This is a genomic window from Kangiella geojedonensis (assembly GCF_000981765.1).
Lineage (GTDB): Bacteria > Pseudomonadota > Gammaproteobacteria > Enterobacterales > Kangiellaceae > Kangiella > Kangiella geojedonensis.
The window spans coordinates 1931216-1956293 of sequence record NZ_CP010975.1 but is presented as its reverse complement, the minus strand read 5'-3'; the positions used below and the strand labels follow the sequence as shown (position 1 = coordinate 1956293).

General features: G+C 44.6%; 23 protein-coding genes. 9 read left to right on the top strand and 14 right to left on the bottom strand.

The window, feature by feature from the left end; genetic code table 11:
• Position 1 precedes the first annotated feature (1 nt).
• Entirely contained in the window at positions 2-4714 is a 4713-nt protein-coding gene (locus TQ33_RS11775; RefSeq protein ID WP_084616972.1) for a YhdP family protein, read from the top strand.
• A 49-nt stretch (positions 4715-4763) separates the two neighbouring features.
• Positions 4764-6206: a metalloprotease TldD gene (gene tldD / locus TQ33_RS08815; RefSeq protein ID WP_046561729.1), complete on the top strand. Its 1443-nt coding sequence runs from the start codon at positions 4764-4766 to the stop codon at positions 6204-6206.
• Between the two features lie 13 nt (positions 6207-6219).
• Here tldD and yjgA read toward each other — a convergent pair whose 3' ends face one another.
• Positions 6220-6741, bottom strand: coding sequence for a ribosome biogenesis factor YjgA (gene yjgA, locus TQ33_RS08810; protein ID WP_046561728.1), 522 nt, complete (start codon positions 6739-6741; stop codon positions 6220-6222).
• Positions 6742-6841: 100 nt separating this feature from the next.
• Between yjgA and pmbA the strand changes: the two genes are divergently transcribed.
• Positions 6842-8212 (top strand): metalloprotease PmbA, encoded by a 1371-nt coding sequence (pmbA, locus tag TQ33_RS08805; RefSeq protein ID WP_052735264.1) that lies wholly within the window; start codon positions 6842-6844, stop codon positions 8210-8212.
• A gap of 26 nt (positions 8213-8238) precedes the next feature.
• Here the strand turns inward: pmbA and mgtE are convergent, their stop codons facing one another.
• The 10 genes from mgtE to TQ33_RS08755 form a co-directional block, all read right to left on the bottom strand.
• The gene (mgtE, locus tag TQ33_RS08800; RefSeq protein ID WP_046561727.1) at positions 8239-9618 is read right to left on the bottom strand and encodes a magnesium transporter; all 1380 of its coding nucleotides are present in this window, start codon (positions 9616-9618) and stop codon (positions 8239-8241) included.
• 101 nt (positions 9619-9719) lie between these two features.
• Entirely contained in the window at positions 9720-10568 is an 849-nt protein-coding gene (gene rapZ, locus TQ33_RS08795; RefSeq protein ID WP_046561726.1) for an RNase adapter RapZ, read from the bottom strand.
• On the bottom strand, positions 10565-11047 hold the full coding sequence (locus tag TQ33_RS08790; protein ID WP_046561725.1) for a PTS sugar transporter subunit IIA: 483 nt from the start codon (positions 11045-11047) through the stop codon (positions 10565-10567). The genes rapZ and TQ33_RS08790 overlap by 4 nt, the downstream gene beginning before the upstream one ends.
• Position 11048: 1 nt before the next feature.
• Positions 11049-11336 carry a ribosome hibernation promoting factor gene (gene hpf / locus TQ33_RS08785; RefSeq protein ID WP_046561724.1) on the bottom strand — a complete coding sequence of 96 codons (288 nt, stop codon included), beginning with the start codon at positions 11334-11336 and terminating at the stop codon, positions 11049-11051.
• 483 nt (positions 11337-11819) lie between these two features.
• Positions 11820-12551 (bottom strand): LPS export ABC transporter ATP-binding protein, encoded by a 732-nt coding sequence (lptB, locus tag TQ33_RS08780; protein WP_179944383.1) that lies wholly within the window; start codon positions 12549-12551, stop codon positions 11820-11822.
• Positions 12548-13366 carry an LptA/OstA family protein gene (locus TQ33_RS08775; RefSeq protein ID WP_071841108.1) on the bottom strand — a complete coding sequence of 273 codons (819 nt, stop codon included), beginning with the start codon at positions 13364-13366 and terminating at the stop codon, positions 12548-12550. Before TQ33_RS08775 ends, lptB begins: the two co-directional genes overlap by 4 nt.
• A complete protein-coding gene (gene lptC / locus TQ33_RS08770) occupies positions 13363-13917 on the bottom strand; it encodes an LPS export ABC transporter periplasmic protein LptC (protein WP_046561722.1) in 555 nt (184 codons plus the stop codon). The genes TQ33_RS08775 and lptC overlap by 4 nt, the downstream gene beginning before the upstream one ends.
• The gene (kdsC, locus tag TQ33_RS08765; protein ID WP_046561721.1) at positions 13917-14456 is read right to left on the bottom strand and encodes a 3-deoxy-manno-octulosonate-8-phosphatase KdsC; all 540 of its coding nucleotides are present in this window, start codon (positions 14454-14456) and stop codon (positions 13917-13919) included. Before kdsC ends, lptC begins: the two co-directional genes overlap by 1 nt.
• Positions 14457-15437: a KpsF/GutQ family sugar-phosphate isomerase gene (locus tag TQ33_RS08760; protein WP_046561720.1), complete on the bottom strand. Its 981-nt coding sequence runs from the start codon at positions 15435-15437 to the stop codon at positions 14457-14459. It lies immediately after the preceding gene.
• Positions 15438-15482: 45 nt separating this feature from the next.
• Entirely contained in the window at positions 15483-16472 is a 990-nt protein-coding gene (locus TQ33_RS08755; RefSeq protein WP_046561719.1) for a calcium/sodium antiporter, read from the bottom strand.
• 354 nt (positions 16473-16826) lie between these two features.
• Between TQ33_RS08755 and TQ33_RS08750 the strand changes: the two genes are divergently transcribed.
• Positions 16827-17072, top strand: a complete 246-nt coding sequence (locus tag TQ33_RS08750; protein ID WP_046561718.1) for a BolA family protein — start codon at positions 16827-16829, stop codon at positions 17070-17072.
• 41 nt (positions 17073-17113) lie between these two features.
• Positions 17114-18373, top strand: a complete 1260-nt coding sequence (gene murA / locus TQ33_RS08745) for a UDP-N-acetylglucosamine 1-carboxyvinyltransferase (protein ID WP_046561717.1) — start codon at positions 17114-17116, stop codon at positions 18371-18373.
• Positions 18374-18443: 70 nt separating this feature from the next.
• Here murA and TQ33_RS08740 read toward each other — a convergent pair whose 3' ends face one another.
• Together TQ33_RS08740 and TQ33_RS11685 are read right to left on the bottom strand one after the other, a co-directional pair.
• Positions 18444-19604 (bottom strand): S1C family serine protease, encoded by a 1161-nt coding sequence (locus TQ33_RS08740; protein WP_046561716.1) that lies wholly within the window; start codon positions 19602-19604, stop codon positions 18444-18446.
• 14 nt (positions 19605-19618) lie between these two features.
• Positions 19619-20344 (bottom strand): ZapG family protein, encoded by a 726-nt coding sequence (locus TQ33_RS11685; RefSeq protein WP_052735263.1) that lies wholly within the window; start codon positions 20342-20344, stop codon positions 19619-19621.
• A gap of 126 nt (positions 20345-20470) precedes the next feature.
• Here TQ33_RS11685 and TQ33_RS08730 point away from each other — a divergent pair, with 126 nt between their 5' ends.
• The 4 genes from TQ33_RS08730 to zapE all read left to right on the top strand — a co-directional run bounded on the left by TQ33_RS08730 (position 20471) and on the right by zapE (position 23608).
• Positions 20471-21169, top strand: coding sequence for a DUF2238 domain-containing protein (locus TQ33_RS08730; protein WP_046561715.1), 699 nt, complete (start codon positions 20471-20473; stop codon positions 21167-21169).
• A gap of 185 nt (positions 21170-21354) precedes the next feature.
• Positions 21355-21699: a hypothetical protein gene (locus TQ33_RS11680; protein WP_052735262.1), complete on the top strand. Its 345-nt coding sequence runs from the start codon at positions 21355-21357 to the stop codon at positions 21697-21699.
• Positions 21700-21881: 182 nt separating this feature from the next.
• Positions 21882-22520 (top strand): alpha/beta hydrolase, encoded by a 639-nt coding sequence (locus TQ33_RS08720; protein WP_046561714.1) that lies wholly within the window; start codon positions 21882-21884, stop codon positions 22518-22520.
• Positions 22520-23608, top strand: coding sequence for a cell division protein ZapE (zapE, locus tag TQ33_RS08715; protein WP_046561713.1), 1089 nt, complete (start codon positions 22520-22522; stop codon positions 23606-23608). Before TQ33_RS08720 ends, zapE begins: the two co-directional genes overlap by 1 nt.
• Here the strand turns inward: zapE and TQ33_RS08710 are convergent.
• Complete coding sequence (locus tag TQ33_RS08710) at positions 23605-25068, bottom strand: PepSY domain-containing protein (protein WP_046561712.1); 1464 nt, start codon at positions 25066-25068, stop codon at positions 23605-23607. The genes zapE and TQ33_RS08710 overlap by 4 nt on opposite strands.
• Positions 25069-25078 lie beyond the last annotated feature (10 nt).

Below are 25078 nucleotides of genomic sequence, written 5' to 3'. Positions count from 1 at the left end.
AATGGCTAAAACATTGACACGATTATTTAGACGTTTTCTAACCTCAGTCTTATGGTTAGTGTCAATTCTTGTCATTATTTTCGTTTTACTCCTGTCTGTCGTTAAGCTAACCCTTCCTTATTGGACCGACAATAAAGAGCGTATGGTTGCTCTGGTTGAAGGCCAGATAGGCGGGGCATTTGATTATGAGTCGCTGGAAGTTGATTGGTCTGAGTTTAAGCCTAGCATCTTTATCAATGGAGCGACCTGGAGCAATCAAAACAAATCTCAATCCTACCAAGCCGATAAAACTTACGTTGTATTAAATTTTTGGGAAAGTTTATTTAACGGTTACTTGATCACTGAAACCATTGAGGTTAACCAAGCCAGTGCTGAAATTTTAATTTCCAGCTTGACACAAAATGTAGAACCGTTTTCGGTAGATTTTAGTGTGTTACTTAAACGTTACCCTGAAATCATCGATCAAGAATCTATCAACCTTAATGATGTCAGCCTTAATTTGCATAAAGACAATACAGTCAGAACGGTGCAATTTAACTCAATCGGCTTTACAAAGCTCGGCCAACAACGGCAGCTAATTATTGAGTCTCAAAGTTCTTTTGCCTCACAAGGCAGAATTATTGTTGAGTCTAAAGGGCAACCATTCGATAAAAAGAACCCTATTAAAGTCTACGGATTATTAAGAGACTTTGATGTTATCGATAGCACTGACTTTTTTGAGTTACCACAAGGCATTCCAGTGGAGTTAGCCGATACTGAGTTCTGGTTGGAGTACGAAGGTGAAACCCCTAAGTCCGGTCGGCTGTTATTCTCAGCTGCAAGCACTAGTTCACGGGTAGCTAAACTTGATGCTGAAATTAACTATCAAACGGAAGGGAATCTATCGATTTTTTCCAGCGATCAGTTCCATGTGGTTGAACGAAGTGGCGAAGGCCAACTAAAAAATTATGACAGTTATTTTAAATTAGTGAGACGAGAAACATCTGCTACCAATACTGACTGGCTTTTGGAGGCAGAAAATACGCCAATTGGTTACTTCATGACTTTAGCCAGCCCATTTATGCCACTGGATTTTAGGGATCCATTGAGCAAAATTCAGCCACAAGGTGAGTTGGTTACGCTCGACATTGAAGCACAGCAGACAGAAAAAGGAATACTGCCAAAATTTGGTAACGCTGAGCTCGTCAATGTCTCCATCGAAGAAAGTTCTTTGTCGCCAAAATTTCAACTGGATCGTATTTCTATTCGTGATGAAGGTGAGGGCTGGAGAATTAAAGCCAGTGCTTCAAATACTCAAATTGAGTGGGGTGAGGCTTTTAAGGAGGCCATTCCTGTTGACAGTTTGATGCTTGATTCTTGGGTCAGCTTCCTTGACCGGCCATTGATTAATATCAATCAATTCAGTTTAGATAATGCCGATGTAAGCACAACCATTAATGGTGCATTGAGAATTTTAGATAATGATGTGGATGTATCCATCTACGGTGAATCAAAAAATATTAACATTGCTGAGCTTGAAAAGTACTGGCCGAGAAATGAGATGGAGGATGATGTCCTCGAATTTCTCGATATGGCTTTAATCAGCGGCGAGGTTAAATTAGCAACATTAACTTGGCGCGGCAACTATGATGATTTCCCATATCAGAATAATGAGGGACAGTTTGATCTTCAAGCCACTGTAGACAATAGCACCTTTAAGTTTGATTCTGATTGGCCTGCAGTAGAGGGGCTTGCTGCCAAGGCACACTTCTCCAACAACCAAATGTTTTTATCCGCCACTGAAGGCAGCATTTTGGGCAATGGCTTTGATAACGTCGAAGGAGTTATCGAGTCAGTATTCACAGAAGGATCAGTACTCAAGTTAGATCTTAAGAACCAGGTTGCGTTTGCTCCTTACCAGTCTCTGTTTTTAAACTCTCCTTTAAAAGAGTGGCTAGGAGAGGAGTTACTGGACCTCAAATTTAGTGGACAACTTAAGAATAACCTGAAGGTCACGGTGCCGCTAAGCGATGATAGTCCTGATGCCACTTTAGAAGGCGTCATTACGTTTGCTGGTCAAGATATAGAGTTGCAAAGCTACTCGCTCGGACTTAAAGGTATACAAGGCGAGCTGCATTATACTGAGAAGGGGGCCGTTGCGGAAAAGCTTGATGCGACCCTTTGGCACAGCCCTGTGGCCATTGATATCGCCGTGGATGAATACACTAATAACCATGACTTGGTGAACATTAACGCCAGTTCAAGCTTTGATGTCGCTAAAGCGGTGGCCTCGCTGAACATGCAGCTTCCTATTTATGTTGAGGGAAAGAGCCTCGTTAACCTGCACTATCGTCAAGATAGTGAGGGAGCTGAATCCATGATTGTGCGCAGTGACTTAGAGGGAACTGAGCTAAATGGGCCTTCTTGGCTGAGTAAAACAAAAGAAGAAAAAAGCCCCTTCTTAGCGACACTGTATCGCAGTAACAATCGAATTCATGCTCGAACTATTTATAGAGATACAATTTCATCCCAGCTTAATTTTGGAGTGGGAACACCGGAAGATATTAATGGTGTGATTGCTATGGGAGATTTAGCAACCCACTCGATTAAGGTGCCTGAAAAAGGTGTCGCTATTGAAGGTTTTTTTGGTGAAATACATAGTGATGAGTGGCTGAATAGTTTGCAGGTTAAAAAGGAGGGAGATTTCTATTGGCCAGACTGGATTGACCATATATCCATTCGGACAGCTTTGTTTACAATCGCAGGCCAATCCCTGCATGACGTGGTGTTTACCGACTCATTATTAGAGGACGATAGTGTACGGTTTAACGTTGAGGCTAAAGAAGGATTTGGTAATCTTACTTTGTATGCTGACGGTAGAAAGCACGTCACGATCGAAGCATTGGATATTGAGCTTAATTCATTTAACCAGTTGTCGAGTTCAGAAGTAAGCATTAATAAGACTTCGTTAGATAATTGGCAGCTTGAGTGCCTAAGCTGCAAAATCAACGGCATTGATACGGGAAAGCTTACCTTAGTTTCTAATTTAGAGAACGGTATAGTAGTGGTTAAAGGAGACAGTCAGATTGAAGGGCAGTTATCCGCATACCTAGAAGGACGCTGGCAAAGACAAGAAAGCTCGGTAAGTATAGACTTCACCACTCAGGACACTGGTAGGTTATTACAGCTGTGGGGGTTTGGTGATGGTATTGAAGGCACGAAAACAACCGGCGCAATACAGTTATCTTGGGCCGGTGGGTTTCATGATATCAGCCTGAAAAACTTAAATGGAACCATCAAGCTAGAAACAGGTGAGGGAGTGGTCAAGGAATTGAGCGACCGTCAAGCTCGAGTGTTTAGTCTGTTTTCTCTACAAAGTGTCAGGCGCAGACTGTCCTTAGACTTTAGTGACCTGTTTGAAGATGGATTCTTCTACGACAAAATGAATGGTGAGTTCACCATCAAAAGTGGTGTGGTTCACAGCGATAATGTCTTCATTGACGGCACCAGTGCAGATGTTAGAGTGAAAGGCTCAATCGATTTGGTCAAGCAAACGGTTAATCAGAATGTCACTGTGGTGCCTAAGCTTGGTTCTAGTTTGCCCGTTTTAGCTGGCTGGGCAGTGGAGCCGACCACTGGTCTTATCATGTTATTGGTCAATAAAATATTTGAGCCTGTCATAGATGTGGTGGTGAGTATTGAGTATAAAGTTAGCGGTGACTTAACCAACCCTCAAGTTATTGAGGTCAACAAGAAATCTAAAGAAGTTGCTGTGCCAGAACCAGAACCAGAACAAACGCAAGAATCACAGCCGAAAGCAGAACCAGCATTAGAGCAGGAGCATGAAGAGCAAAGCGCTTCAGAAAACCAAACTGACCAAGATAATCAACCGGTAGATAATGATGGGGGACAGTTAATGAGTAGCAAGACTATTAATATAGGATTGATTCAGATGTCTTCTTCCAGCGAGGTTGAAGCTAATTTACAAAAAGCCGAGGCATTAATACGTGCATCTGCCCATGATGGCGCAGACATGGTGGTGTTACCCGAAACCTTTGCGCTTATGGAAAAATATAATGGTCAGAAACTTGGCTTTGTGGAGAAGCACAAAGAGGGACCGATTCAAGATTGGATGCGACGTGTGGCGCAAGAGAATCGTGTGATCGTTGTCGGCGGAACTATTGCCATTGAGTCAGGAGTCGAAGAGCGACCTTTTGCACGCTGTTATGTGTATGATGCACAAGGCGACGAGATGACCTACTATGATAAAATCCACATGTTTGATGTGGCTGTGAAAGACGATGAAGTGTACTCTGAGTCTGACAATACTCTTGCGGGCGATGAGGTCAAGACCTTTACAATTAATGGTATTAATTTCGGTCTGTCGGTTTGTTACGATTTACGCTTTCCTGAGCTCTATAGACAGTATCAGAAATCTGCGGTGGATATTATTCTTGCACCCTCAGCCTTCACTCTGAAAACCGGTGAGGTACATTGGCAGCTTTTATTGCAGGCAAGAGCCGTTGAAAATTTATGTTTTGTGGTAGCTTCGAATCAAACTGGAGAGCACGACAATAAACGCAAAACTTATGGCCATAGCATGTTTGTGGGACCATGGGGAGAAGTGCTCGATGCTATGGAGGGTGAGGAAGGTTACATCAACCACACTCTAGACATTGAGCAAATTGAAATGATTAAAAAGCGCTTCCCTGTCCATACTCATAGGCGACTTTAAAAGTAGCTACGGCTACCAGAGCTGTGACAATAAAAGTTTAAGGTAAAGAATGACTAGTATTATAGAGCGTGTCGAAAGCCACCTGTTCAGAGAATCTAACCTGTCGGTTGATGCTATTAAGCAAGCCATCCAGTCGATGGGGCGCTATCAGCAAGACTATGCGGATATATTCTTACAAGAAGTCGTGATGGAGTATTGGCAGCTTGAAGATGGTCTTGTAAAAGATGCGAGCTTTAATCTCAATAAGGGCCTAGGTATTCGGAGTATTGATGGTGAAAAAACAGGTTTTTCTTACGCCAATCAATTCGAACTAACGGCTTTGAATAATGCCTTAACGGCAGCGACCAGTATCAGCAGAGCTGGCCAGTCCAAAACGGTTAGTTTTAATCAGCCGTCGAAATCAAGCAGTTTATACACCGAGAAAAACACCTTAGGCGATGTGGAGCAAGCTCATAAAATTGCACTGCTTCGACAATTAGATGCTAAGGCTAGGCAGCTTGACGAAAAAGTTAAGCAAGTCATTGTGAGCCTATCTGCTGCTGATGAGCATATGTTGGTTGCTGCCATTGACGGCACTTTAGCCGCTGACATTAGGCCGATGATTCGATTAAATGTAACGGTCGTTGCTGAACATGCGGGGCGACGTGAGCGTGGTAGTGCTGGCATGGGCGGACGATATGACTGGCAACATCTTATTTCACTAGACCTAGAAAGTTTAGCGAAGAAAGCCGTAGATCAAGCGGTGGTCAACTTAGATGCGGTCGAAGCCCCTGCGGGCACCATGGAAGTCGTGCTGGGTAATGGTTGGCCCGGCGTATTGTTACATGAGGCTGTGGGGCATGGATTAGAGGGCGACTTTAACCGAAAGGGCTCGTCTGCCTATGCTGGACGAATTGGTGAGAAGGTAGCCTCAGAATTGTGCACCGTTGTTGATGATGGCACTTTGCAAGGGCAGAGGGGCTCACTTAATGTGGATGACGAAGGTACGCCAACGCAATCCAATGTTTTGATAGAAAAGGGTGTCCTAAGAGGCTACATGCAAGACAAGCATAACGCTAGACTGATGGGACAAGCACCGACCGGTAATGGGCGTCGTGAGTCTTATGCGCACTTACCAATGCCTCGTATGACCAATACTTTGATGGTCGGCGGGAGTTCTGAGCCTGGCGATATCATAGCGAGTGTGAAAAAAGGTATTTATGCGCCTAACTTTGCCGGCGGACAGGTGGATATTACCTCGGGTAACTTTGTCTTTAGTGCCAGCGAAGCTTATTTGATCGAAGATGGTAAACTAACAGCCCCTATAAAGGGGGCCACTTTGGCAGGCAATGGCCCTGAAGTACTGAAATATGTCAGTATGGTCGGAAACGACAGCCAGCTTGATCCGGGAATTGGTGTTTGTGGCAAAGATGGTCAGAGTGTTCCGGTTTGTGTCGGTCAGCCGACGCTAAAAGTGGATAAACTGACCGTGGGTGGAACACAGGCGGGCTAGCGATAACGTGGGGTTATTCGTCGTTGAATGCAGCGTGATCTCGTAAGTAACGATAAAGTTCTCGTTGATATTTTGGCGGTTTATCCAGCTGTTGCTCTTTACTTGCGTTTCGGACCAGTTGACGTAACTGTTGACGGTCAAGGTTGTTAGCAACTTTTAATAACTCGAAAGTTGCATCATCACCCTCAGAAACCAGTCGGTCTCGCCAGTGCTCACACAGTTTCTCGCGCTGAACTTCTAGGGTGTGTTGTTGATTATCGAGTATGAGTCGCTGCTCAATGGCATCGACATCTTCGTTACGAAGAAGCTTGCCAATATATTTGATATGTCGCTTGAGGCCAATGTGATGATTGATCTTAGCGACTTCGCTTAACGCATGCTTTAGGGTTGCAGAAATCGGCAAGTCTTGCCATTGGTGTTTTGGCAATTTGCTCAGTCGCTGACCAAGAGCTGTTAGCTCTAGGAGTTCTTTTTTGACTTGTGACTTGGACTTTTCTTGCCCCATGTCATCGTATTCGTCAAAGTGCTCAGTCATACAATCAGTTGGTTACTTGGCTTTGGTTTATGATAACGTTTTCCAGAGATGAGTGGTAGCGAGTAAACAGTAAATTAATTATTGATGTAAGGTGAAACGATTGACTCAACGTGATAATGAACAATTAACGCTGGTGCAAATTGCTGAGCAACAGGCGCAAACGGCACACACAATGCGACAGATAGCAGAGACTTTGATTGACCGAGCCAAAGGCGCTGGGGCTGATGACATTGAAGTTTGGAGTTATAACACCATTGGTAATAGCGTCGAAGTTCGCAATAATGAGCTTGAGACATTAGAGTTTAATCAAGACAGCCACCTCGGAATTAATGTTTATTTTGAACAGAGAAAAGGCACCGTTTCGATTAATGATTTAACCGAGTCTGCTGCTTTGCAAGGTCTTGAGGCTGCTTGCAATATCGCTAAGTTTACTGAGCCGGATCCTTATGCAGGCTTGGTTGAATCCAGTCGCATGGCTTCAGAGTTCAAAGACTTATCGTTGGATCATCCCTTTGCCTTAACCATCGACGATATGGTCACGTCAGCCAAACAGGCAGAAGCATCCGCGCTGAACAGCCAACATATCAAGCAATCTGAAGGCGCTAATTGTTATAGCCACCGTTCAGTGTCTTGTTATGCCAATAGTCATGATTTTTGTGGCTTCAATCAAACGACCCGCTACAGCCTTTCTAACATCCTCATCGGCCAAACTGAGAAGGGTATGATTCGGGATGGTTACTATACGTTGGGCAGAGATTACGCTGATCTATTAGCACCTGAGGCTGTAGGAACCGAAGCTGCGCAACGAATTCAAGCTAAACTCAAGTTGGGTAAGAGTCGCTCTGGCAAGTTTCCTGTGGTGTTTAACCCCGAAGTGGCTCGAGGCTTATGGTCACATTTGCTGGGCGCTCTAAAAGGCGGTGCCTTGTATCAACGCTCATCTTTTATGCTTGATAAGTTAGGGCATCATATTTTGCCAAAAGATATCTCTATAATTGAAGATCCTTTTATCTTAAAGGGCCTTGGCAGCTCAAATTATGACAGTGATGGTGTCGCTACTGCTAAAAGAACCATTGTCGAACAAGGGAGGCTGGATGGGTACTTTCTGAGTGGTTATTCAGCCAGGCGTTTAGGAATGGAAACCACGGGTAATGCAGGAGGTATACATAATATCCTTATTGAGTCACCACAGCAGTCTTTAGACGCGATGCTTAAACAACTAGGTACGGGATTACTGATCACTGAGGTTATGGGGCAGGGTGTTAATATTGTTACTGGCAATTATTCTCGTGGCGCTAGTGGCTTTTGGTTTGAGGATGGTGAAATTCAACACTATGTCCAGGAGATCACGATTGCAGGCAATCTAGAAGATATGTTGCAGTCAATTATTGCGGTAGGGAGTGATGTTGATGGTCGCTCAAGTATATTAACCGGCTCAGTTGCTATCGATGGTATGACGATCGCCGCTTAATCTGCCTAGCAATAAAAGTAAAGGGGCTACCCAAAGAAGTAAGTGGCTAGACCTAATAGAGCAAAGAACCCCGCTACGTCGGTAACCGTTGTCAAAACAACACCGCCGGCGATAGCTGGGTCGATGTTCAGCTTTTTCAAAATAAGCGGAATACTGGCCCCACTCAAAACGCCAGTCACTAAATTAAACAACATGGCACCGCCGATAGTAATGGCAAGGTGTAAATGATTGATGCCAGATTCTTTGTAATAAGAAAATGCATAAACCAATGTTGAAATTGTGACCGCCCAGATAATACCGTTAATAATACTCACGGCGAGTTCTTTCTTGAGCAGATAGGATTGGTTTCCGTCGCTGATGTGGCCGAGGGACATACCTCGAATTACCAGCGTTAGCGTTTGTGTTCCAGCGATACCCCCCATACTCGGCACGATTGGCAGCAACACCGCGAGTAATGTAACTTTGCCAATGGTGCTTTCAAAAAGGCCAATCACCAGAGCTGCCAGAATCACTGTTAGTAAATTAATGCCTAGCCAAATAGCGCGTTTACGTGCAGTGACCATAATTGGGCCGAAAGTGTCTTCTAGTTCGTCCAAGCCGGCCATGGACATTAATGAGTGATCAGCTTCTTCCCGGATAACATCAACCACGTCATCAATCGTAATACGACCCAGTAACCGTCCTTCTTCGTCCAGCACGGGAGCTGAAACCAAGTCATGTCGCTCGAAGATTTGCGCCACTTCGGTATCTTCCATATCCGCAGGAATGGTAAACATCTCTTCGTCTACAATCTGGGTGATCGAAGTATCAGGGTCACAAGTTAAGATAGCACTGATAGGGACAGAGCCAATTAACACGTCACGAGAGTTCACCACATACAGGTGGTCAGTATTAGGTGGCATGCTACCTCGAATTCTCAAGTAGCGTAAAACTACTTCAACCGACACACGCGGGCGTATCATGATGGTGTCAATATTCATCAAACCGCCAGCGGTATCTTCTGGATACGTTAGCGCGTGCTCAATTAGCGCACGGTTTTGCTCGTCGAGGAGGCGTAATACTTGGTTACTGACGTTGTGCGACAGATCACCAAGAATATCCACCACGTCATCGGTATCCAAGTCAGCTAGAGCATTTGCCAGCTCTTGTGGCTGCATGTTTTCGATGAAGTTTTGACGAATTTCGTCGTTCAGGTGTTGCAGTACATCACCTTCACGTTCTTTATCCAGCAATTGCCAAATAACGTTACGTACACGGGGCGGTGTGGATTCAAGAAGGTGTGCAATGTCCGCGGAATGTAACTCTTCGAGCAGATTACGAACGGGGATTAAATGACCACTATCGAGCGCGGAGTTTAGAAGCTGTAGCTGCTCTTGACGAGTCTGGTTGTTTTGATTCTCAGCCATAGCCCTTGCCTCGTTAGTGGTTGATTTTATTGCTTATTCTAACGTAGCTAGATGGCCTTATCCAGCGGGATTTGGTGCGTCCGTCTATTCTTCTTCAAGATTTACATTTTATTAAGGCGACTATGCTCTACGGAAATGTTTGGATAATGCTGTTTCAGGTAATGTCCGAGAGTTTCCACCATGTAAACGGAACGGTGGCGACCACCGGTACAACCAATGGCGCAAGTGAAGTAGCTACGGTCTTGTTTGCTAAACTCAGGAATCCAAGTGGTGAGGAACACTTTTAATTGCCAAGTGTATTCCATAACCATGGAGCTTGAAGATAAGTAATCGACGATCTCTTGGTCTTTACCCGTGAAATCCTTAAGCTCTTCAACCCAATAGGGGTTAGGTAAACAGCGCACGTCAAAGACAAAATCAGCATCTTTAGGTGCTCCGTGCTTAAAGCCAAAGGACACCAAGCGAATATCCATTTGAGGGGCTTTATTCGAACTGACTCGTTCGCGGACTCGTTCTCGTAGATCATGAGGCGTCAATTCAGAAGTGTTGATCACTAGATCAGCTAAAGCTCGAACCGGCGCTAACAGTATATTTTCTTCATGAATAGCATCGCGCAGTGAGTAGCCTTGCTTGGTCAAAGGGTGCCGACGACGGGTTTCGCTGAATCGTTTCAGCAATATATTTTCATCGGCATCTATAAAGAGAATTCTTGCATGCGGTGCCGCGGCTTTAATCTTCTCCATTTCATCAGAGAACTGTTCTAAGTCCGAAGGGTTACGAGCATCCACACTAATCGCAATTAATTCATTTTTTAGGATATGGTCGTTGATGACGTTAAGCGTTAAACCTAAGGGCAAATTATCAATGCAATAATAACCAGCGTCTTCCAGCGCCTTAAGCACAACGGATTTGCCAGATCCTGACCTTCCGCTGACAATAACAAGTTTCACGAAGCTTCTTCCTTAGTGCTATATTCTTTAATGGCATGTTCAATGATATCAAATAATGCTTCATTATTGTGTGCATTTCTAATTTGGGCGCATAGCGTTTTGTTATCAAATATAGGCTTAATGAGCTCAATTCCTTTCAAGTCCCTGAAATCTAAGTCTTCTGGAATTAATAGCCCAAACACTATATCCACATCTTCTCTGTCAGAAGCAAAGAAATCCACGCCTTGCTCTAATGTGCCTAAAATGGCTACAGGCTTCTCACAAGACGCTAAGCGGCCATGAGGCAGGGCAATGCCATGACCGATGGCGGTACATCCTAGCTGCTCACGTTCAGTAAACGCTTGAAGTATTTCAAAGGAATCGAGTTCTGGATTGTTTTTACTGAAGAGGTTTGCGATTGCTTGAAGAGCTTTCTTTCTGCTGGTCGCTTGCAACCCGAGCAGGCATCGCTCGGGCGCAATAGTGTCTAATATGTGCATTCTAGTGTCGGGTCATCTTTTCCTTATGTTTTATCACTTGTCGGTCTAACTTATCAATCAATAAATCAATCGCAGCATACATATCTTCTGATTCACTGTTGGCGAAAATCTCAGCACCATTAACGTGGACGGTCGCTTCAGCAATTTGACGAATTTTTTCAACACTTAAAATCACATAAACGTTATTAATGTGGTCAAAGTGTCGTTCTAGCTTTGAGAATTTTTCGTCAACGAATTCTTTTAGTGGTTCTGTAATGTCTAAGTGACGCCCTGTTAGATTGATTTGCATAATAAACTTTCCTTCTATCATTAATTTAATGGATAAATGTAATCACGCTCGGTGAGTTACGGAGTCTAAGGTGGGAAGGTTCCACACGCAGACAGGATTGTAATATTGGGATTACTGAAGATTTGACGTTGATAGTTTTTGATAGTTCACCTCCTAGGTTAGGTTGGAGAAAACTGTGATAGAAAAACTTTGTTGAAAGAACTTTAAGGGTAACTGAGTTTGGCTTAAACAAATTCTTTGGCTTTGATTTGAACCAAATGAGAAGGGGGTTGAGTTGTAGGCGTTTAGTTGTTGCCACGTAAGCCAATAGTTTCCTTTTTATTACCCTTTAATTACAAGTTACCTTGAGATGCATCATCTTGCAAGGCTTATTATTTATCTGGGGCTTAGGAAACTATTTTCAATGGTTTGATGGTTATTATCTATGAAGCTCAGTCAGCCTTTGCTGGGTTTAGATGGCGAAAATTGATCTGAGTGTTAGGCTTACATTTTAAAGTGTTCACCGAGGTATCGCTGTCTAACTACTGGATTTTCAAGAATCGTGTCAGTATCGCCATCGGCGATAATGCTACCGCTATCGACAATATAGGCTCGCTCACACACATCAAGAGTTTCACGGACATTATGATCGGTGATCAAGACGCCAAGCCCACGGTCTTTCAGTTGCATGATAATGCTTTTGATTTCAATGACTGAGATGGGATCAACTCCAGCGAACGGCTCATCCAACAAAATGAACTTAGGGTCATTCGCTAGAGCGCGAGCAATTTCGACTCGTCGACGCTCACCGCCTGATAAGCTCATGCCTAGACTCAGGCGAATATGTTCAATGTGGAATTCTGCCAGTAATTCGTCCAGCTTCTCTTCCCGCTGCTGTTCATTTAAGTCTTTTCGAAGCTGCAAAATCGCCATGATGTTATCTTGAACGGATAACTTTCTAAAGATTGAGGCTTCTTGGGGGAGATAACCGATGCCTTTCTTTGCACGGGCGTGCATCGCTGCTCCAGTAATGTCTTCACCCCCTAAAAAGATCTGACCGGCATCAGAAGGTACGAGCCCTACGATCATGTAAAAAGAAGTCGTCTTCCCGGCACCATTAGGCCCCAAAAGGCCAACGATAGATCCTTGGTCAACCTCTAATGAAACGCTTTCAACGACTTTCCGTGTTTTATAACTTTTAGCTAGGTTTTGTGCTCGTAAAGACGTCATCGTTATTGCTTGCCTTCTTCTTTATCGGTTAGTGCGTCCTGTGACTCATCAACCGTAGATTCAATATTGTCGTCAGCGGTTTCTTCTAATGCTTTTTCGGTTTCAGTCTTTTCTTGCTGTGGTTCATCTTGCCAATAAAATTCAGTGACAACGGGTTGTGAACCATCAGAACTTTGATCTGCAGAAATGCGCTTAGTTTGCCCATCGTACGTCAGTAAGGCTGCTGATGTGTTGGAAGAGCCTTGGCTTAGTTTGACAGAACCTACTAGCTGCGTTTTACGGTCTTTACCATTCGAGCGCAAGGTATCCGCTATGGCCGTAATTTCAGTTTGACTCGGTTGCTTCAAAATAAACTTAGTGGGATTACCAGTCAGTACAAAACTGAAGCCATCAGTGATTTTTTGGTTAGCACGAAGTTTGTTCCCTAGCAGGGTAAGTTTGTCTTGCTCTGAGGTCTGAACAATCTGAATATCACCGTCAGCTGCAAGCTCACCAGTCTTTTGTTCGTAACTGATGCTCGGCGCTTCAATGTCGGTGGTTTCACCAAACTGATCAACATAGTGAATCTTCACTGGCGTGCCTTCTGCGGTAATGGTGCCGGCGTCTTCACCCTGCTTGATTAACTTGTCGGCATAGATCACCATCTGACCATGCTCATAGACCACGTTATTTTCATAGACAATCGTTGGTGTTTCTTTCGAAGCATCCAAGTAAGAGTTATCCGCCTTTAAACGTGATTTCTCGAATTGAGCGGCCGCTAATGGTTGGCTCATCATGAGAAAGCCGACAATTCCAGTAAAAAGGGTAAAGAGTTTGTTCATAGTTCTTCTGAAACAACCTGAGATTTAAATTCTATAGTATTCGCTTTTAAGTCAGCGCTCATGCCTTTGGCCGTCTGACGAAAAATCGTGTTATTTAACTCAACTTTTGAGTCTGTGAATGCAGTTTGGGTTGTGAAATCGACTTTTAATGTTGGCATAGATAAAGTCATTTCAGGGTTTGGGTCTTTTGTGTTCATGGTGATTTTGACATCACCCTCTAGCTCAAGCTGCTCACTAAGCTCATTGCTAAGCGCTTTCTGGGCTGACACTTCCCAGTTTTGCTCTGGCGTCATCATTTTAAACTCAGGATTTTCCATGCGAGTTTGCATGATGTCTTTAAAGTGAGACGTCTTATCACTGGTAAATTGTCGGACTCGTTGACCATCAACATTAAACTCTAACGTTGATGTATTAACTAGGTAATAGTCGGGGTTATTATCAGCTAGGACAAAATCAGGCTTTCGTTGCACAGAGCCGTCCCAAAGAAAGGCCACTACAAATGCTGCAGGGACTAATAGCCATAATATTTGGCGACCTTTCAAAAATTTCATCAACAGTACTCCTGGTGAATCTTTTCAAGCAAACCTTTACTCTCAAGAATAAGGTCGGTAATTTCACGCACTGCGCCGAAGCCACCATTGTTCTGAGTTGTCCAGTCTGCTTTTTCGCGCACAAACCAGTGCCCATCAGCTACTGTAACACCTAGGCCTGAACGTCGCATTAATGGCAGATCAGGCAGGTCATCACCAACATGACACACTTGCCTTGGTTCGAGTGATAAATGGTCACACAGCTCTTCATAGGCTGCGATTTTATCTGATTGACCTTGGTAACAGTGCTTAATCCCCAGCTCACGACAGCGTTTCTCGACGATTTCAGAGCGTCTGCCAGTAATAATTGCGACTTGAATATTATGCTTCATCAAGCTTTTCAAACCCAGCCCATCTTTGATGTTAAAAGTTTTCAGCTCTTCGCCTTGGTTGCCAATAATAACTTGGCCATTGCTGAGCACACCATCAACATCACAAATAAGCAGCTTTATCTCGTGGGCTTTTCGACACAGGTCTTGTGAATAGGTTGGTTTATTCATCTATACCACTCCTGCTTTCAGCAGATCATGCATGTGCACTGCGCCGACCGGTTTGTTCTGCTCATCAACGACGATGAGACAGGTGATACTGTTGCGCTCCATCAGGCCTACAGCATCGACCGCAAGCGCGTCCGCAGTAATGGTTTTACCACCTGTTGTCATAACGCTTTCAATAGGAGTGTCAACATTAATGCCTTTTTCAAATGCTCGGCGTAAGTCACCATCGGTAAAGATACCCAGCAAATGTTTGTTACCATCAAGCACTGCGGTCATACCCAAGCGTTTGTCGGTGATCTCCAATAAAGCATCTTTGACCGACGTTTGTGGCGTTACCGCAGGAAAGTTTTCCGCGGTGTGCATAAGGTCTTCAACATGAAGTAGCAACCGTTTACCTAAACTGCCGCCTGGATGCGATAACGCAAAATCATCCGGCGTAAAGCCTTTCGCTTCCAGTAAGCTGACCGCAATCGCATCACCAAGGGCTAATACCGCGGTAGTGGATGCTGTTGGGGCAAGGTTATGTGGGCAGGCTTCCTGCTGTACTTTAACCGTTAAATGAACTTCACTGGCTTTTGCTAAACTGGAACCCGGGTTACTGGTAATGCTGATCAGTGGAATATCACGGCGCTTGATGACTGGAATTAGGGAAGTGACTTCGTGTGTTTCGCCAGAGTTGGAAAGAGCAATGACGACATCACGCTCTTCGATCATCCCTAAGTCACCATGACTGGCTTCTGCCGGATGTACAAAAAATGCTGGAGTGCCAGTGCTGGCAAAGGTCGCAGCCATTTTGCCGCCGATATGACCAGATTTGCCCATACCGATGACAACAACTTTGCCTTGGCAGTCGATAAGACGTTGGCAAGCAGTCACAAAATTATCGTTTAACTGCTCTTTTAATTGTTCTACGGCTTGGCTTTCAATACTGATCACGCGCTCAGCGCTTTGCAGTAGTTGCTCTTTAGTCGGCTTATGACTCAAACTATGCTCCCTAACTATTTGGCTTATATGACTTTTTTGTCGCTTTTATAGAACAAAGAACCGAACTATATAATACCCTAGGAAGACCGCAACTAAAATAGCGCCCTCAATACGGTTGATTTTGCCTGGCCCACGGAAGCCGTAAGCCATTATAGCCATAGCAATAATAAGGCCTAACATCAGTGGATAATCGATGTTTAAGATGTCTTTTTCGATGGTTGGCGCTGCGATGGCTGCTGGAATACCAAGCACACCCAGCAAGTTGAAAATGTTGGAGCCAATGACGTTACCAATGGCAATCTCGTGTTCGTTTTTCAGAACACTAGCAACCGAAGCTCCGAGCTCTGGTAAGCTCGTACCTAGCGCAACTATGGTTAAGCCAATCACAGTTTCTGATACGCCGAAAGCTAAGGCGATACCACTGGCACCTTCGATTAATAACTTCGAACTACCAACCAGCAGAATCAGTCCTAAAATGACCCAGAAAGTCGCCTTACCGGTAGGCATACCTTCCGGTAACTCTTCAATCATTTCATCCACCATCGGGTCATGCTCTTTACGAGATTGCATGCCGACACGTACCAACCAGAAGAAATAAAAGACTAATCCAGTCAGTAAAATAAAGCCTTCTACGTGACTCAGGCGCAGATCCCAGAAGAATATTAAGGCAGCCGCAGAGCTTAAGAAAAGAAGCGGGATTTCTCGCTTTAATAAACTTGAGTGTATGAGTAAGGGGCGAACGAGGGCTGTAATCCCCAGTACCAAGGCAATGTTAGTGATGTTAGAGCCTAAAGCGTTACCAATCGCCACCTCTGGCCCGCAATCTGGCTTGTCGGGAGCGCAGGTTTTTAACGAATCGAGAATGGAAACAAAGATTTCTGGGGCGGAGGAACCAATAGCAACAATAGTCAAACCGACGATGAGACGTGAAACGCCAAGGTTGCGAGCTATCGCCGCTGCACCGTCCGTGAAGCGATCTGCACTCCACATCAATAGAGTAATACCGATAACGATATACGCAATATTTTCTAACATGAGGACCTTAATGGACTATTCTAGTGACTATTATAGGATCAGTAAGCAATCGTATTACAGTAGCAAAGTGTAACTAAGGTTTGCTAGCTAAACGCCCAGAAACTATAAATTTAGCGGGCTATTGTACTAGGTCGTTATGAGGTTGTCATTACAAGCCGACGGAGGAGTTGACTTGATCATTCTGTGAGGAAAGTGGTGGTGAATAGGTGTTAATTGGGCCGTTTTGAGGTAAAATCGCGCCACTTTAGAGTCACATTTGATAGCTCTGTAGCCTTTTTCGGGCTTTAATTCGTCAACATCTGACGTCATACTGTGAGCTAATCAGTCATTTATCAGCAACAAAAGAATTTCCTAATGATAGAAGAGATTAAAAAGTTAATAGAGCAAGAGATTAATACCACCGAATTACGTGTCGATGGCGATGGTAGTCATTACCAAGTGATCGTCGTGAGCGATCAATTCGAGGGCTTGCGTGCGGTGAAGAAGCAACAGATGGTGTACGCGGCGGTGAATGAACATATCGCAAGTGGTGAGATTCATGCATTAACCATAAAGGCTTATACTCCTGCTGAGTGGGAAAAAGCGAAGTTATTTGTATAAACAGAATCGTAACAACTGGCAAACGTATCTAAGGCTTATTGATGGATAAATTATTAATCAAAGACGCTGGTCCATTGGACGGTTCAGTAAAAATTTCTGGCGCAAAAAATGCAGCGCTTCCGATCTTAATGGGCAGTTTATTGGTTGATGGCATGACCTCCATCGGTAATTTGCCACACTTAAACGATGTGACCACGACATTAGAACTACTGGGTCGCTTAGGTGCTCAGTTAACGATCGATGACAAGTTCAATGTTGAAATTGACGCGTCGGATATTCATAGCCATGAAGCACCGTATGACTTGGTGAAAACCATGCGTGCGTCAATTTTAGTACTAGGGCCTTTGGTGGCTCGCTACGGTGAGGCGGTTGTGTCGCTACCAGGTGGTTGTGCGATTGGTGCGCGTCCTGTGAATTTGCATATTGATGGCATGCGCGAAATGGGTGCTGAGATTGAAGTAGAGGCTGGTTACGTTAAAGCAAAAGTTAACGGCCGCTTAAAAGGCGCTAAAATTGTCATGGATATGGTCAGTGTTGGTGCTACAGAAAACCTGATTATGGCGGCGACATTAGCCGACGGTACGACAGTTATCGAAAATGCTGCACGTGAACCAGAAGTCGTCGACTTGGTGAATTTCTTGAATAAGATGGGCGCCAAAATTACGGGTGAAGGCACTTCAGTCATTACTGTTGAAGGCGTTGAGCGCTTGCACGGTGGTGAACATAATGTCCAGCCAGATCGTATTGAAACCGGCACTTATCTTGTAGCCGCCGCAATCACTCGTGGGCGTATTTTGTGTAAAAATACGGATCCCGTGTTGTTGGACGCTGTACTGAAGAAGCTCCAAGAGTGTGGCGCTGAAATTACTACCGGTGATGATTGGATCGAGCTCGACATGAAAGGGCAGCGTCCAAAAGCGGTTAATATCAAAACGGCTCCATATCCTGCTTTCCCAACCGATATGCAAGCACAGTTTTGCGCTTTAAACGCGGTAGCTGAAGGCACCGGCACCATTACTGAAACGATTTTCGAGAATCGTTTTATGCACGTTCTGGAAATGCAGCGTATGGGAGCTGACATTGCCATCGAAGGTAATACAGCGATTTGTCGTGGCGTGGAGAAGTTATCGGGTGCACAAGTTATGGCAACTGATTTAAGAGCTTCAGCAAGTTTGGTGCTGTCGGGCTTAGTCGCTGATGGAGAAACTCTGGTCGACCGTATTTATCACATTGACCGCGGCTACGAAACGATTGAAGAGAAGTTGCAAAACATCGGCGCTTCGATCAAGCGAGTTGGCTAAACGATAAGCTATAGTCAATAGAAAAAAGGCGCCTGATTGGCGCCTTTTTATTGTTAACTAAAATCAGATATCAACTTCTCTGTCCCAGCTTAATGGTTTGATTAAGCATGTCGTCACCTCGCATAAACTCTATATCTACAGAGGTTTGAGGTGGCAGATTCCAAATCGCTGAGATGAGATCAATACTATTGTATATCGGCTCATCATTTACCTTGGTGATAATGTCTAGAGGCTGTAAGCCTGCCTGATCGGCAGGGCCTTCTGCATTAATACCGGTGATGACGATCCCTTTTCCGTACGGTAGTTGGCTGATGCGATCTTGTAACTGTTGCTTTTGTTCTGGGGTTAAACCCAGCTCCAAGCTGATGGAATCCAGGTTGATGGTCATATCACCATCGAGTCCTAACCAACCACGACGAACTTGACCGTGTTCCTTGAGTTGTTTGACAACATGCGCCACGTTATTAGCGACAATGGCATAGCTCTGATAAAGCTTCTCGCCTTGTTCGCTTTGAGTACTGAGCGAGGTAATTCCAACAAGCTCACCTTCGGCATTCACTAGGGCTCCGCCGGAGTTGCCCGGACGTAGGGCTGCGTCAGTTTGGATGTAGTGGCTGACGCGTGAGAAAAACTTAGAGCTGATAATGCCTTGAGTGACGGTTTGATTAAAAGCCATGTTGGGTGTGCCAATGGCAAAGACCCAGTCACCAACTTGGCTATTGTCATTTTCTGGAAGCGGTAGATAGTGAGTCGGCTCGGCATCAACTTTTATTAAGGCGATATCTGAATCCACGTCTACCCCAACAATATTAGCTTTAAGCTGCTGCCCTGATTGGAGTTCGACAATAATCGTGGATGCTTTGTCTAGAACATGGGCATTGGTGACCAAGTGACCCTTGTTATCAATAAAAACACCAGACCCATTGTTTAAAAAGGCGCAGGCATTGGTTTCTGGAGGCAGGGCCTGTAATCGTGAGCTACAAGCTTCGCTATTGAGCGGGAAAGCTTGTGAACGCGCTTTAATTCCGACCACCGCAGGCGTCACTTTTGCCAACATATCAGCAAAGCCATGCTGAGTTCTTGGAGTGTCCGCTATTGGTTTGAGTTGCTGTGTTGGTTGCTGGTCTTGGCTGGAAAAGCGATCAGGCATGAACACGATAAACAATGCTGCGATGCCTAGGCCAATTAATAAATATTTGACGATGAATCCTATAAATTCGAGTAGTTTCATGATGTTCTCAGGTTTTATACTTTTGTTGCTGATTCATTCTGGGGCGACTCAGCACTTTTATCTATTTTGTCATTGACACTTTCGTCTCGTTCAAAGCCTGGAGCGCTAGGCTTCTTAGCCTCTTCTTTAGCGAGGTCGCTAAACTCTGACTCTTTTACCTGAGGATCGTTCGGATGGTAATCATCGTCCATGTCACCATCTGCCCAATCTTTTGGTGGCGATACTTCAATATCCAAGTCGGGTGATGAGGCACTTTCTGTGAGACCATCACTTTCATTGGCGCCATTCTCGGCTTCAATGGCATCATCAGACATAGCTTTATATTCACGAATAAAGGATTCTTCTTCATGATGTTTTTCATCGGAAGTGTCAGAAGTAAATTCTTTACTTAGGTGCTCTTCAGCATCAATCACTTCAGCTGCGCTAGCTTCTGAAGGGAGTGCTTCTTGCCCGACAGGAGCAGAGAGCTTAACTTTAAACTCTTGCTTGGTCAGTTTATTCGCACCTGATGCGAGGTGTTGATAGAAAGCTTTGTATTCTTCGGTTAAGTTCGAGAATAACCGTGCGGTTTCGTCGAAGTGCTCATCAACGCCCGATTTCAACTCGTCTAACTCTTTATCTTTTGACTCCAACTCTTTGGTCAGCTCTTTGGTGCCTGTTGACAGTCCATGCCAGCGACCAATAAAGAAAGCTGCTACGGCAGCGATTAGGATAAGAATAATACTAAGTACAGGTGACATTCAGGATATCCTTTTAACTGTGTTATTGACAAAGTGTTTGTCGTCGTCTGTTTTCTGCGAAAATTGCAGAAATCTGTGCTTTACGCTTATGATACACAAATTATAAGACAAAGTTCGAGTAGAATAATGACACACAATACGCGTTTCTTGATGATCCTTGGGGTACTTTTCGGCATCGTATTCACCATCTGCGCTATAAACCCGCATGACAGGGCAGACTGGATGCTGGAAAACGTATTAACGGTACTTTTTGTTATCGGTATTGCTGCCACCTATAAAGTATTTCCTCTATCCAAGATTTCTTATACCTGTATCTTTATCTTTCTGTGCTTGCACGAGATAGGGTCACACTACACTTATGCCAAAGTACCTTACAATGACTGGACCTTGGCAGTGTTTGGTTCTGAGCTGAATAGCTGGTTTGGTTGGGAGCGAAACCATTTTGATCGCCTGGTTCACTTTTTGTATGGCTTGCTGTTTGCTTATCCGATCCGAGAAGTGTTTGTTCGAGTGGGCAACGTTAAAGGGTTCTGGGGATACTTTCTACCATTGGACTTAACCATGTCGACGTCGATGATCTTTGAGCTGATAGAGTGGGGCGCGGCAGAGTATTTTGGTGGTGACTTAGGTATTGCTTACCTCGGAACGCAAGGCGATGTTTGGGATGCGCACAAGGATATGGCATTAGCCAGTATCGGCGCTCTAATCACCATGTTAATCGTTGCAGGTATTAACTTTAAATGGCAGCGTGACTTTGCCAAAGAGTGGAGTGATTCTTTTACAGTGAAAGATAATCGGCCACTAGGCGAACATGACAAAATATAACTAACTTATTGTTAATACTGAAAAATATTTAGAGGCGATGCTGTTTTGTGAGTTGCTTCACGAAAACGCTGAATTCTATTAAAAAGTGTAAAAGATGGCTTTTTTAAGCCCCAATCGCTAGATGATAAGAACATCTTGAGATAGCCTGAAAGTCCACTTTGAAAATAAAACAGCAGGTGTTGATTATGAAAACACAATTAGCAATTGCCACAATTATCGCGATGACTTTATCGGCTGGCGCTTCAGCGGTTGGTGTAAAAAGCCAAGTAGAAGTTGAGAAAAAACTGGAAGTGCAAGAGTCTACTGAAAAGGCGATGGAAAAAGCACAGGAAGAGCGCGAAGCTGCTCGTGAGCGTGCTGAAGAAGCCAAAGAAAGAGCTGAGCGTGCGAAAGAGCGTGCAGCAGAAGCAAGAACGAAAGCTGAGGTTAAATCTGAAACTAAAGCTGAAGTTTCTGAGGAAGAGAAAAATGCTCGCATCAAGTCTGATGTTGAAGCTGAATCAGAAACCAGTTTAGAAGATGATAAATAGCCAGCTACTTTCTTAGTAACTGACGATTCATGGTGCTCTTACGAGTACAAGGAGTCCTTCGGGGCTCCTTTTTTGTGTCTGATAAAAGCTTTGCCCAGTACCAAAAGACCAAAGCTACTAGGTTCCATGACTGTACAAAACATGCGAAAATAACCGCATAAGCCTTTATCCCTTACATCATTTTGAGCAAAGACAAGTTTATTATTGACGGAGCCGTTGGTGCTATCGAAGCCACTTTGGATGCCCCTGAAGGCGATGAGCGTGATGCTATAGCGATTTGTTGTCACCCACATCCGGTGCATGGTGGGGCAATGACGAATAAAGTGATCCATACGGTTTCACGAACATTATCCAGCCTTGGGATTCCTTCTGTTCGCTTTAACTTTAGAGGAGTCGGTGGCTCAGAGGGCGAGTATGATGAGGGGCGTGGTGAGCAGCAAGATCTGATTAAAGTGATTGAGTGGGCGCAGGAGCAATATCCTGATCGTCCTTTATGGCTAGCGGGGTTTAGCTTTGGTTCTTGGATCGCTGCGTTACAAGCAAAAGCACAAAATGCTCAACAACTGATCTCTATCGCTCCCCCTGTAAACCGCTTTAGCTTTGATGACTTTGTCATTCCAGACTGCCCTTGGCTGGTGGTGATGGGGGATGCCGATGAAGTGGTCGATCCCGATGCAGTTTTTAATTGGATTGATGAACTGGAGCCACAACCAGAATTGATCAAAATGTCGGGAGCGGGTCATTTTTTCCATGGACGGCTGGTAGAACTTCGTGAAGAGCTGGAGTCGGCTCTAAAGCCTCACTTACCAGAAAAACGCTAATGACACCTCTCGAAAAGTATCAGCAAGATCTTGCCAACGGTTTTAGTAAAGATCCAGCTCAGGAAGAAGCCGTGAAGGCGCTACAGACTGTTTACGATGATTTGATGGCATCACGGCCTACGTCTGGTTTTATGCAAAAGTTGACGCGCTGGTTATCCGGCGATAGTCAGCCTGTAAAAGGCTTGTACATGTGGGGTGGAGTCGGTCGCGGTAAAACCTACCTAATGGATACTTTCTTCAGTGTATTGCCTTTGAAAGCAAAGATTAGGCTTCATTTCCACCGCTTTATGCATGAAGTGCACAACGAGCTTAAGGCCTTGGCTGGTGAAAAGAATCCTTTGGTCAAGATTGCAGATCAACTAGCTGAACGCGCCAAGATAATCTGTTTCGACGAATTTTTTGTAACGGATATTACCGATGCCATGATTCTTGGTAGCTTGTTCGAGGAGTTGTTTAAGCGCCACGTGGTGTTGGTAGCGACCTCAAACATACCTCCCGACCGGTTGTATTGGAATGGCTTGCAACGTGAACGGTTTTTGCCAGCAATTAAATTGATTCAGGAAAACTGCGAAGTTCTAAATGTGGATGCGGGTATTGATTACCGCATGAGAACGCTGGAGAAGGCAGAGATTTATCATTACCCGCTAGATAAAGCCGCCAACGCCAACATGCGTGAGTACTTCAAACAGCTGGCCGCCACTGAAGGGCAGGATAATTGCAAGCTTAAAGTCGATGGTCGTTTAATTGATACGGTTAAGCTATCGGACAGTGTTGTCTGGTTCACCTTTAAAGCGATTTGCCAAACCGAACGCTCGGCATCGGACTATATTGAAATCTCACGTGGGTATCACACCGTTTTTGTCGGACAAGTACCGCAAATGGATGACTCCCTTAATGATGCGGTTCGTCGCTTTATTGCCTTAATTGACGAGTTCTATGAGCGCCATGTAAAGCTGATTATTTCAGCAGAAGTGCCGATGGAAGAACTTTACACTGGCAAAGGGCTTGCTTTTGAATTCAAGCGCACCCTGAGCCGTTTGCAAGAAATGCAGAGTAAGGACTACCTGTCTTTAGAACACTTGGCTTAAGGTTTTGAGCGACGTTTGAGTGAAAGGCGCAGACCAAGCATAGTGATGGCGATAATGCCTAATACAAACAGCACTATAATAATGTCTCGAATGTCTCTACCCAAGCCATCAAGGAAGCTGGCTTTGTGCAACACTGAAAAACTCATGCTTTCTAAAAGTTTCTGCTGACTAACTTGTTTGCTCAACGATTGAGCCGTAGGGTCAATAAAATAAAGACTCTCTTCGGTTTCGATGCGGTATGTCGGTAGCTTTTTGTCAATAAAGCCATACTCGTGATTAAAGTGGGGCTGAAGTCGAAAGTCCGAGATGATTTCTTTTGGGCTAATTTGACTAAGGAGCTGCTGTAGATATAGCGTACCAGTACTTACAAGCTGACCGTCGATAAGCACTTCTTTAGGAAAGTAGCTAATGTCCCCTCTTATTAATCTCTTTTGTTTACCGTGTTGATGACCGCCGTGACGTATCGGAGCTTCGGTTAAATGATGAAGCTGCAGCACAGGATGCCCTGCTACTGCAATGAGTTGAATCTGTTGAATGTTAGTTGGCGGCTCATGTGCCACAAACTGTTCCCAAAGGGTTCGATAGTCATTGGGGTTGAATAGCAGTTTTGGGCTTGATTTCTGGCTGTAGGACTCTGTGTTTCCGTTGACCAACTTATTCAGGGCATGGAACCCACCAGAAAAACTGAAGGCTAAAGCTGCTAAACAAACGGTTAGCCCAATATAACGGTGGGCGCGGCGTGTCTTAGTGCCTTTGTGCAAACTGCCTTGTCGCCAGCGTCGAATGCTTAAGTAGACGCCTAAGAGCGCACTTAAAAACAACAACAACGTCACTAATATCATTAAGCCGTAGCGAAAGGTGTGGTTAGGAATAAAGTCCCATGAGTGAAGGTGCGAAAACCACCGTGTGTAGAAACGCTTGTACTGGTTACTGACGTTGGCCAGTTGCAAGCTTTGTGCATCGAGATAAACGGTGGTGTTTAAGTCATCGGAAAACTCGACCTTATAAGCAGGAAGGTAACGGTTTACTCGAGGGTAATCGTAATCAAACTGGTGAATTAGTGTGATCGTTTTGGCTTGCTCTTTATCGAGCCCAGCATAGAGGGCGCCAAGTTGGGATAAATACTTGTCTTTAAAGTTTTGGAGCCGCTCGCCTGTTTTAGCATTATGGTACTGCCAGCCTGAAGCTGTTTGCAAAGCGATGACAGGCGCTTGCCCCTGACGGTTTAGGATCAAAGCGTCGTTGGACTCAGGAGCTGTTTCGAGTATCTGCCCAATGCTGGACAACTGACTTATATTCAAAGCTTGAAGCGGTAGCTGTGCTTGTGCAACAGGCTTGATACGGCTCATTAAGGGGTGAGCGATTCCACTCAACCCCCACATAATTGTTACGACGGCTAAGGCAAGCCCGAAGCGTTTGTGCCAGCGGTGAGCCTTAAGGTGCAGTGATGAGGATTTCATATTGATTAAC

Excerpts from the sequence above, each read along its gene's own strand:
- kdsC (WP_046561721.1), bottom strand. The coding sequence starts at position 14,456 with ATGAATAAACCAACCTATTCACAAGACCTGTGTCGAAAAGCCCACGAG.
- TQ33_RS11680 (WP_052735262.1), top strand. The coding sequence starts at position 21,355 with ATGAAAACACAATTAGCAATTGCCACAATTATCGCGATGACTTTATCG.
- TQ33_RS11685 (WP_052735263.1), bottom strand. The coding sequence starts at position 20,344 with ATGTCACCTGTACTTAGTATTATTCTTATCCTAATCGCTGCCGTAGCA.
- TQ33_RS08755 (WP_046561719.1), bottom strand. The coding sequence starts at position 16,472 with ATGTTAGAAAATATTGCGTATATCGTTATCGGTATTACTCTATTGATG.
- zapE (WP_046561713.1), top strand. The coding sequence starts at position 22,520 with ATGACACCTCTCGAAAAGTATCAGCAAGATCTTGCCAACGGTTTTAGT.
- TQ33_RS08730 (WP_046561715.1), top strand. The coding sequence starts at position 20,471 with ATGACACACAATACGCGTTTCTTGATGATCCTTGGGGTACTTTTCGGC.
- TQ33_RS08775 (WP_071841108.1), bottom strand. The coding sequence starts at position 13,366 with ATGAACAAACTCTTTACCCTTTTTACTGGAATTGTCGGCTTTCTCATG.
- lptC (WP_046561722.1), bottom strand. The coding sequence starts at position 13,917 with ATGAAATTTTTGAAAGGTCGCCAAATATTATGGCTATTAGTCCCTGCA.
- mgtE (WP_046561727.1), bottom strand. The coding sequence starts at position 9,618 with ATGGCTGAGAATCAAAACAACCAGACTCGTCAAGAGCAGCTACAGCTT.
- TQ33_RS08710 (WP_046561712.1), bottom strand. The coding sequence starts at position 25,068 with ATGAAATCCTCATCACTGCACCTTAAGGCTCACCGCTGGCACAAACGC.
- tldD (WP_046561729.1), top strand. The coding sequence starts at position 4,764 with ATGACTAGTATTATAGAGCGTGTCGAAAGCCACCTGTTCAGAGAATCT.
- murA (WP_046561717.1), top strand. The coding sequence starts at position 17,114 with ATGGATAAATTATTAATCAAAGACGCTGGTCCATTGGACGGTTCAGTA.
- TQ33_RS08790 (WP_046561725.1), bottom strand. The coding sequence starts at position 11,047 with ATGCACATATTAGACACTATTGCGCCCGAGCGATGCCTGCTCGGGTTG.
- yjgA (WP_046561728.1), bottom strand. The coding sequence starts at position 6,741 with ATGACTGAGCACTTTGACGAATACGATGACATGGGGCAAGAAAAGTCC.
- TQ33_RS11775 (WP_084616972.1), top strand. The coding sequence starts at position 2 with ATGGCTAAAACATTGACACGATTATTTAGACGTTTTCTAACCTCAGTC.
- TQ33_RS08750 (WP_046561718.1), top strand. The coding sequence starts at position 16,827 with ATGATAGAAGAGATTAAAAAGTTAATAGAGCAAGAGATTAATACCACC.
- hpf (WP_046561724.1), bottom strand. The coding sequence starts at position 11,336 with ATGCAAATCAATCTAACAGGGCGTCACTTAGACATTACAGAACCACTA.
- TQ33_RS08740 (WP_046561716.1), bottom strand. The coding sequence starts at position 19,604 with ATGAAACTACTCGAATTTATAGGATTCATCGTCAAATATTTATTAATT.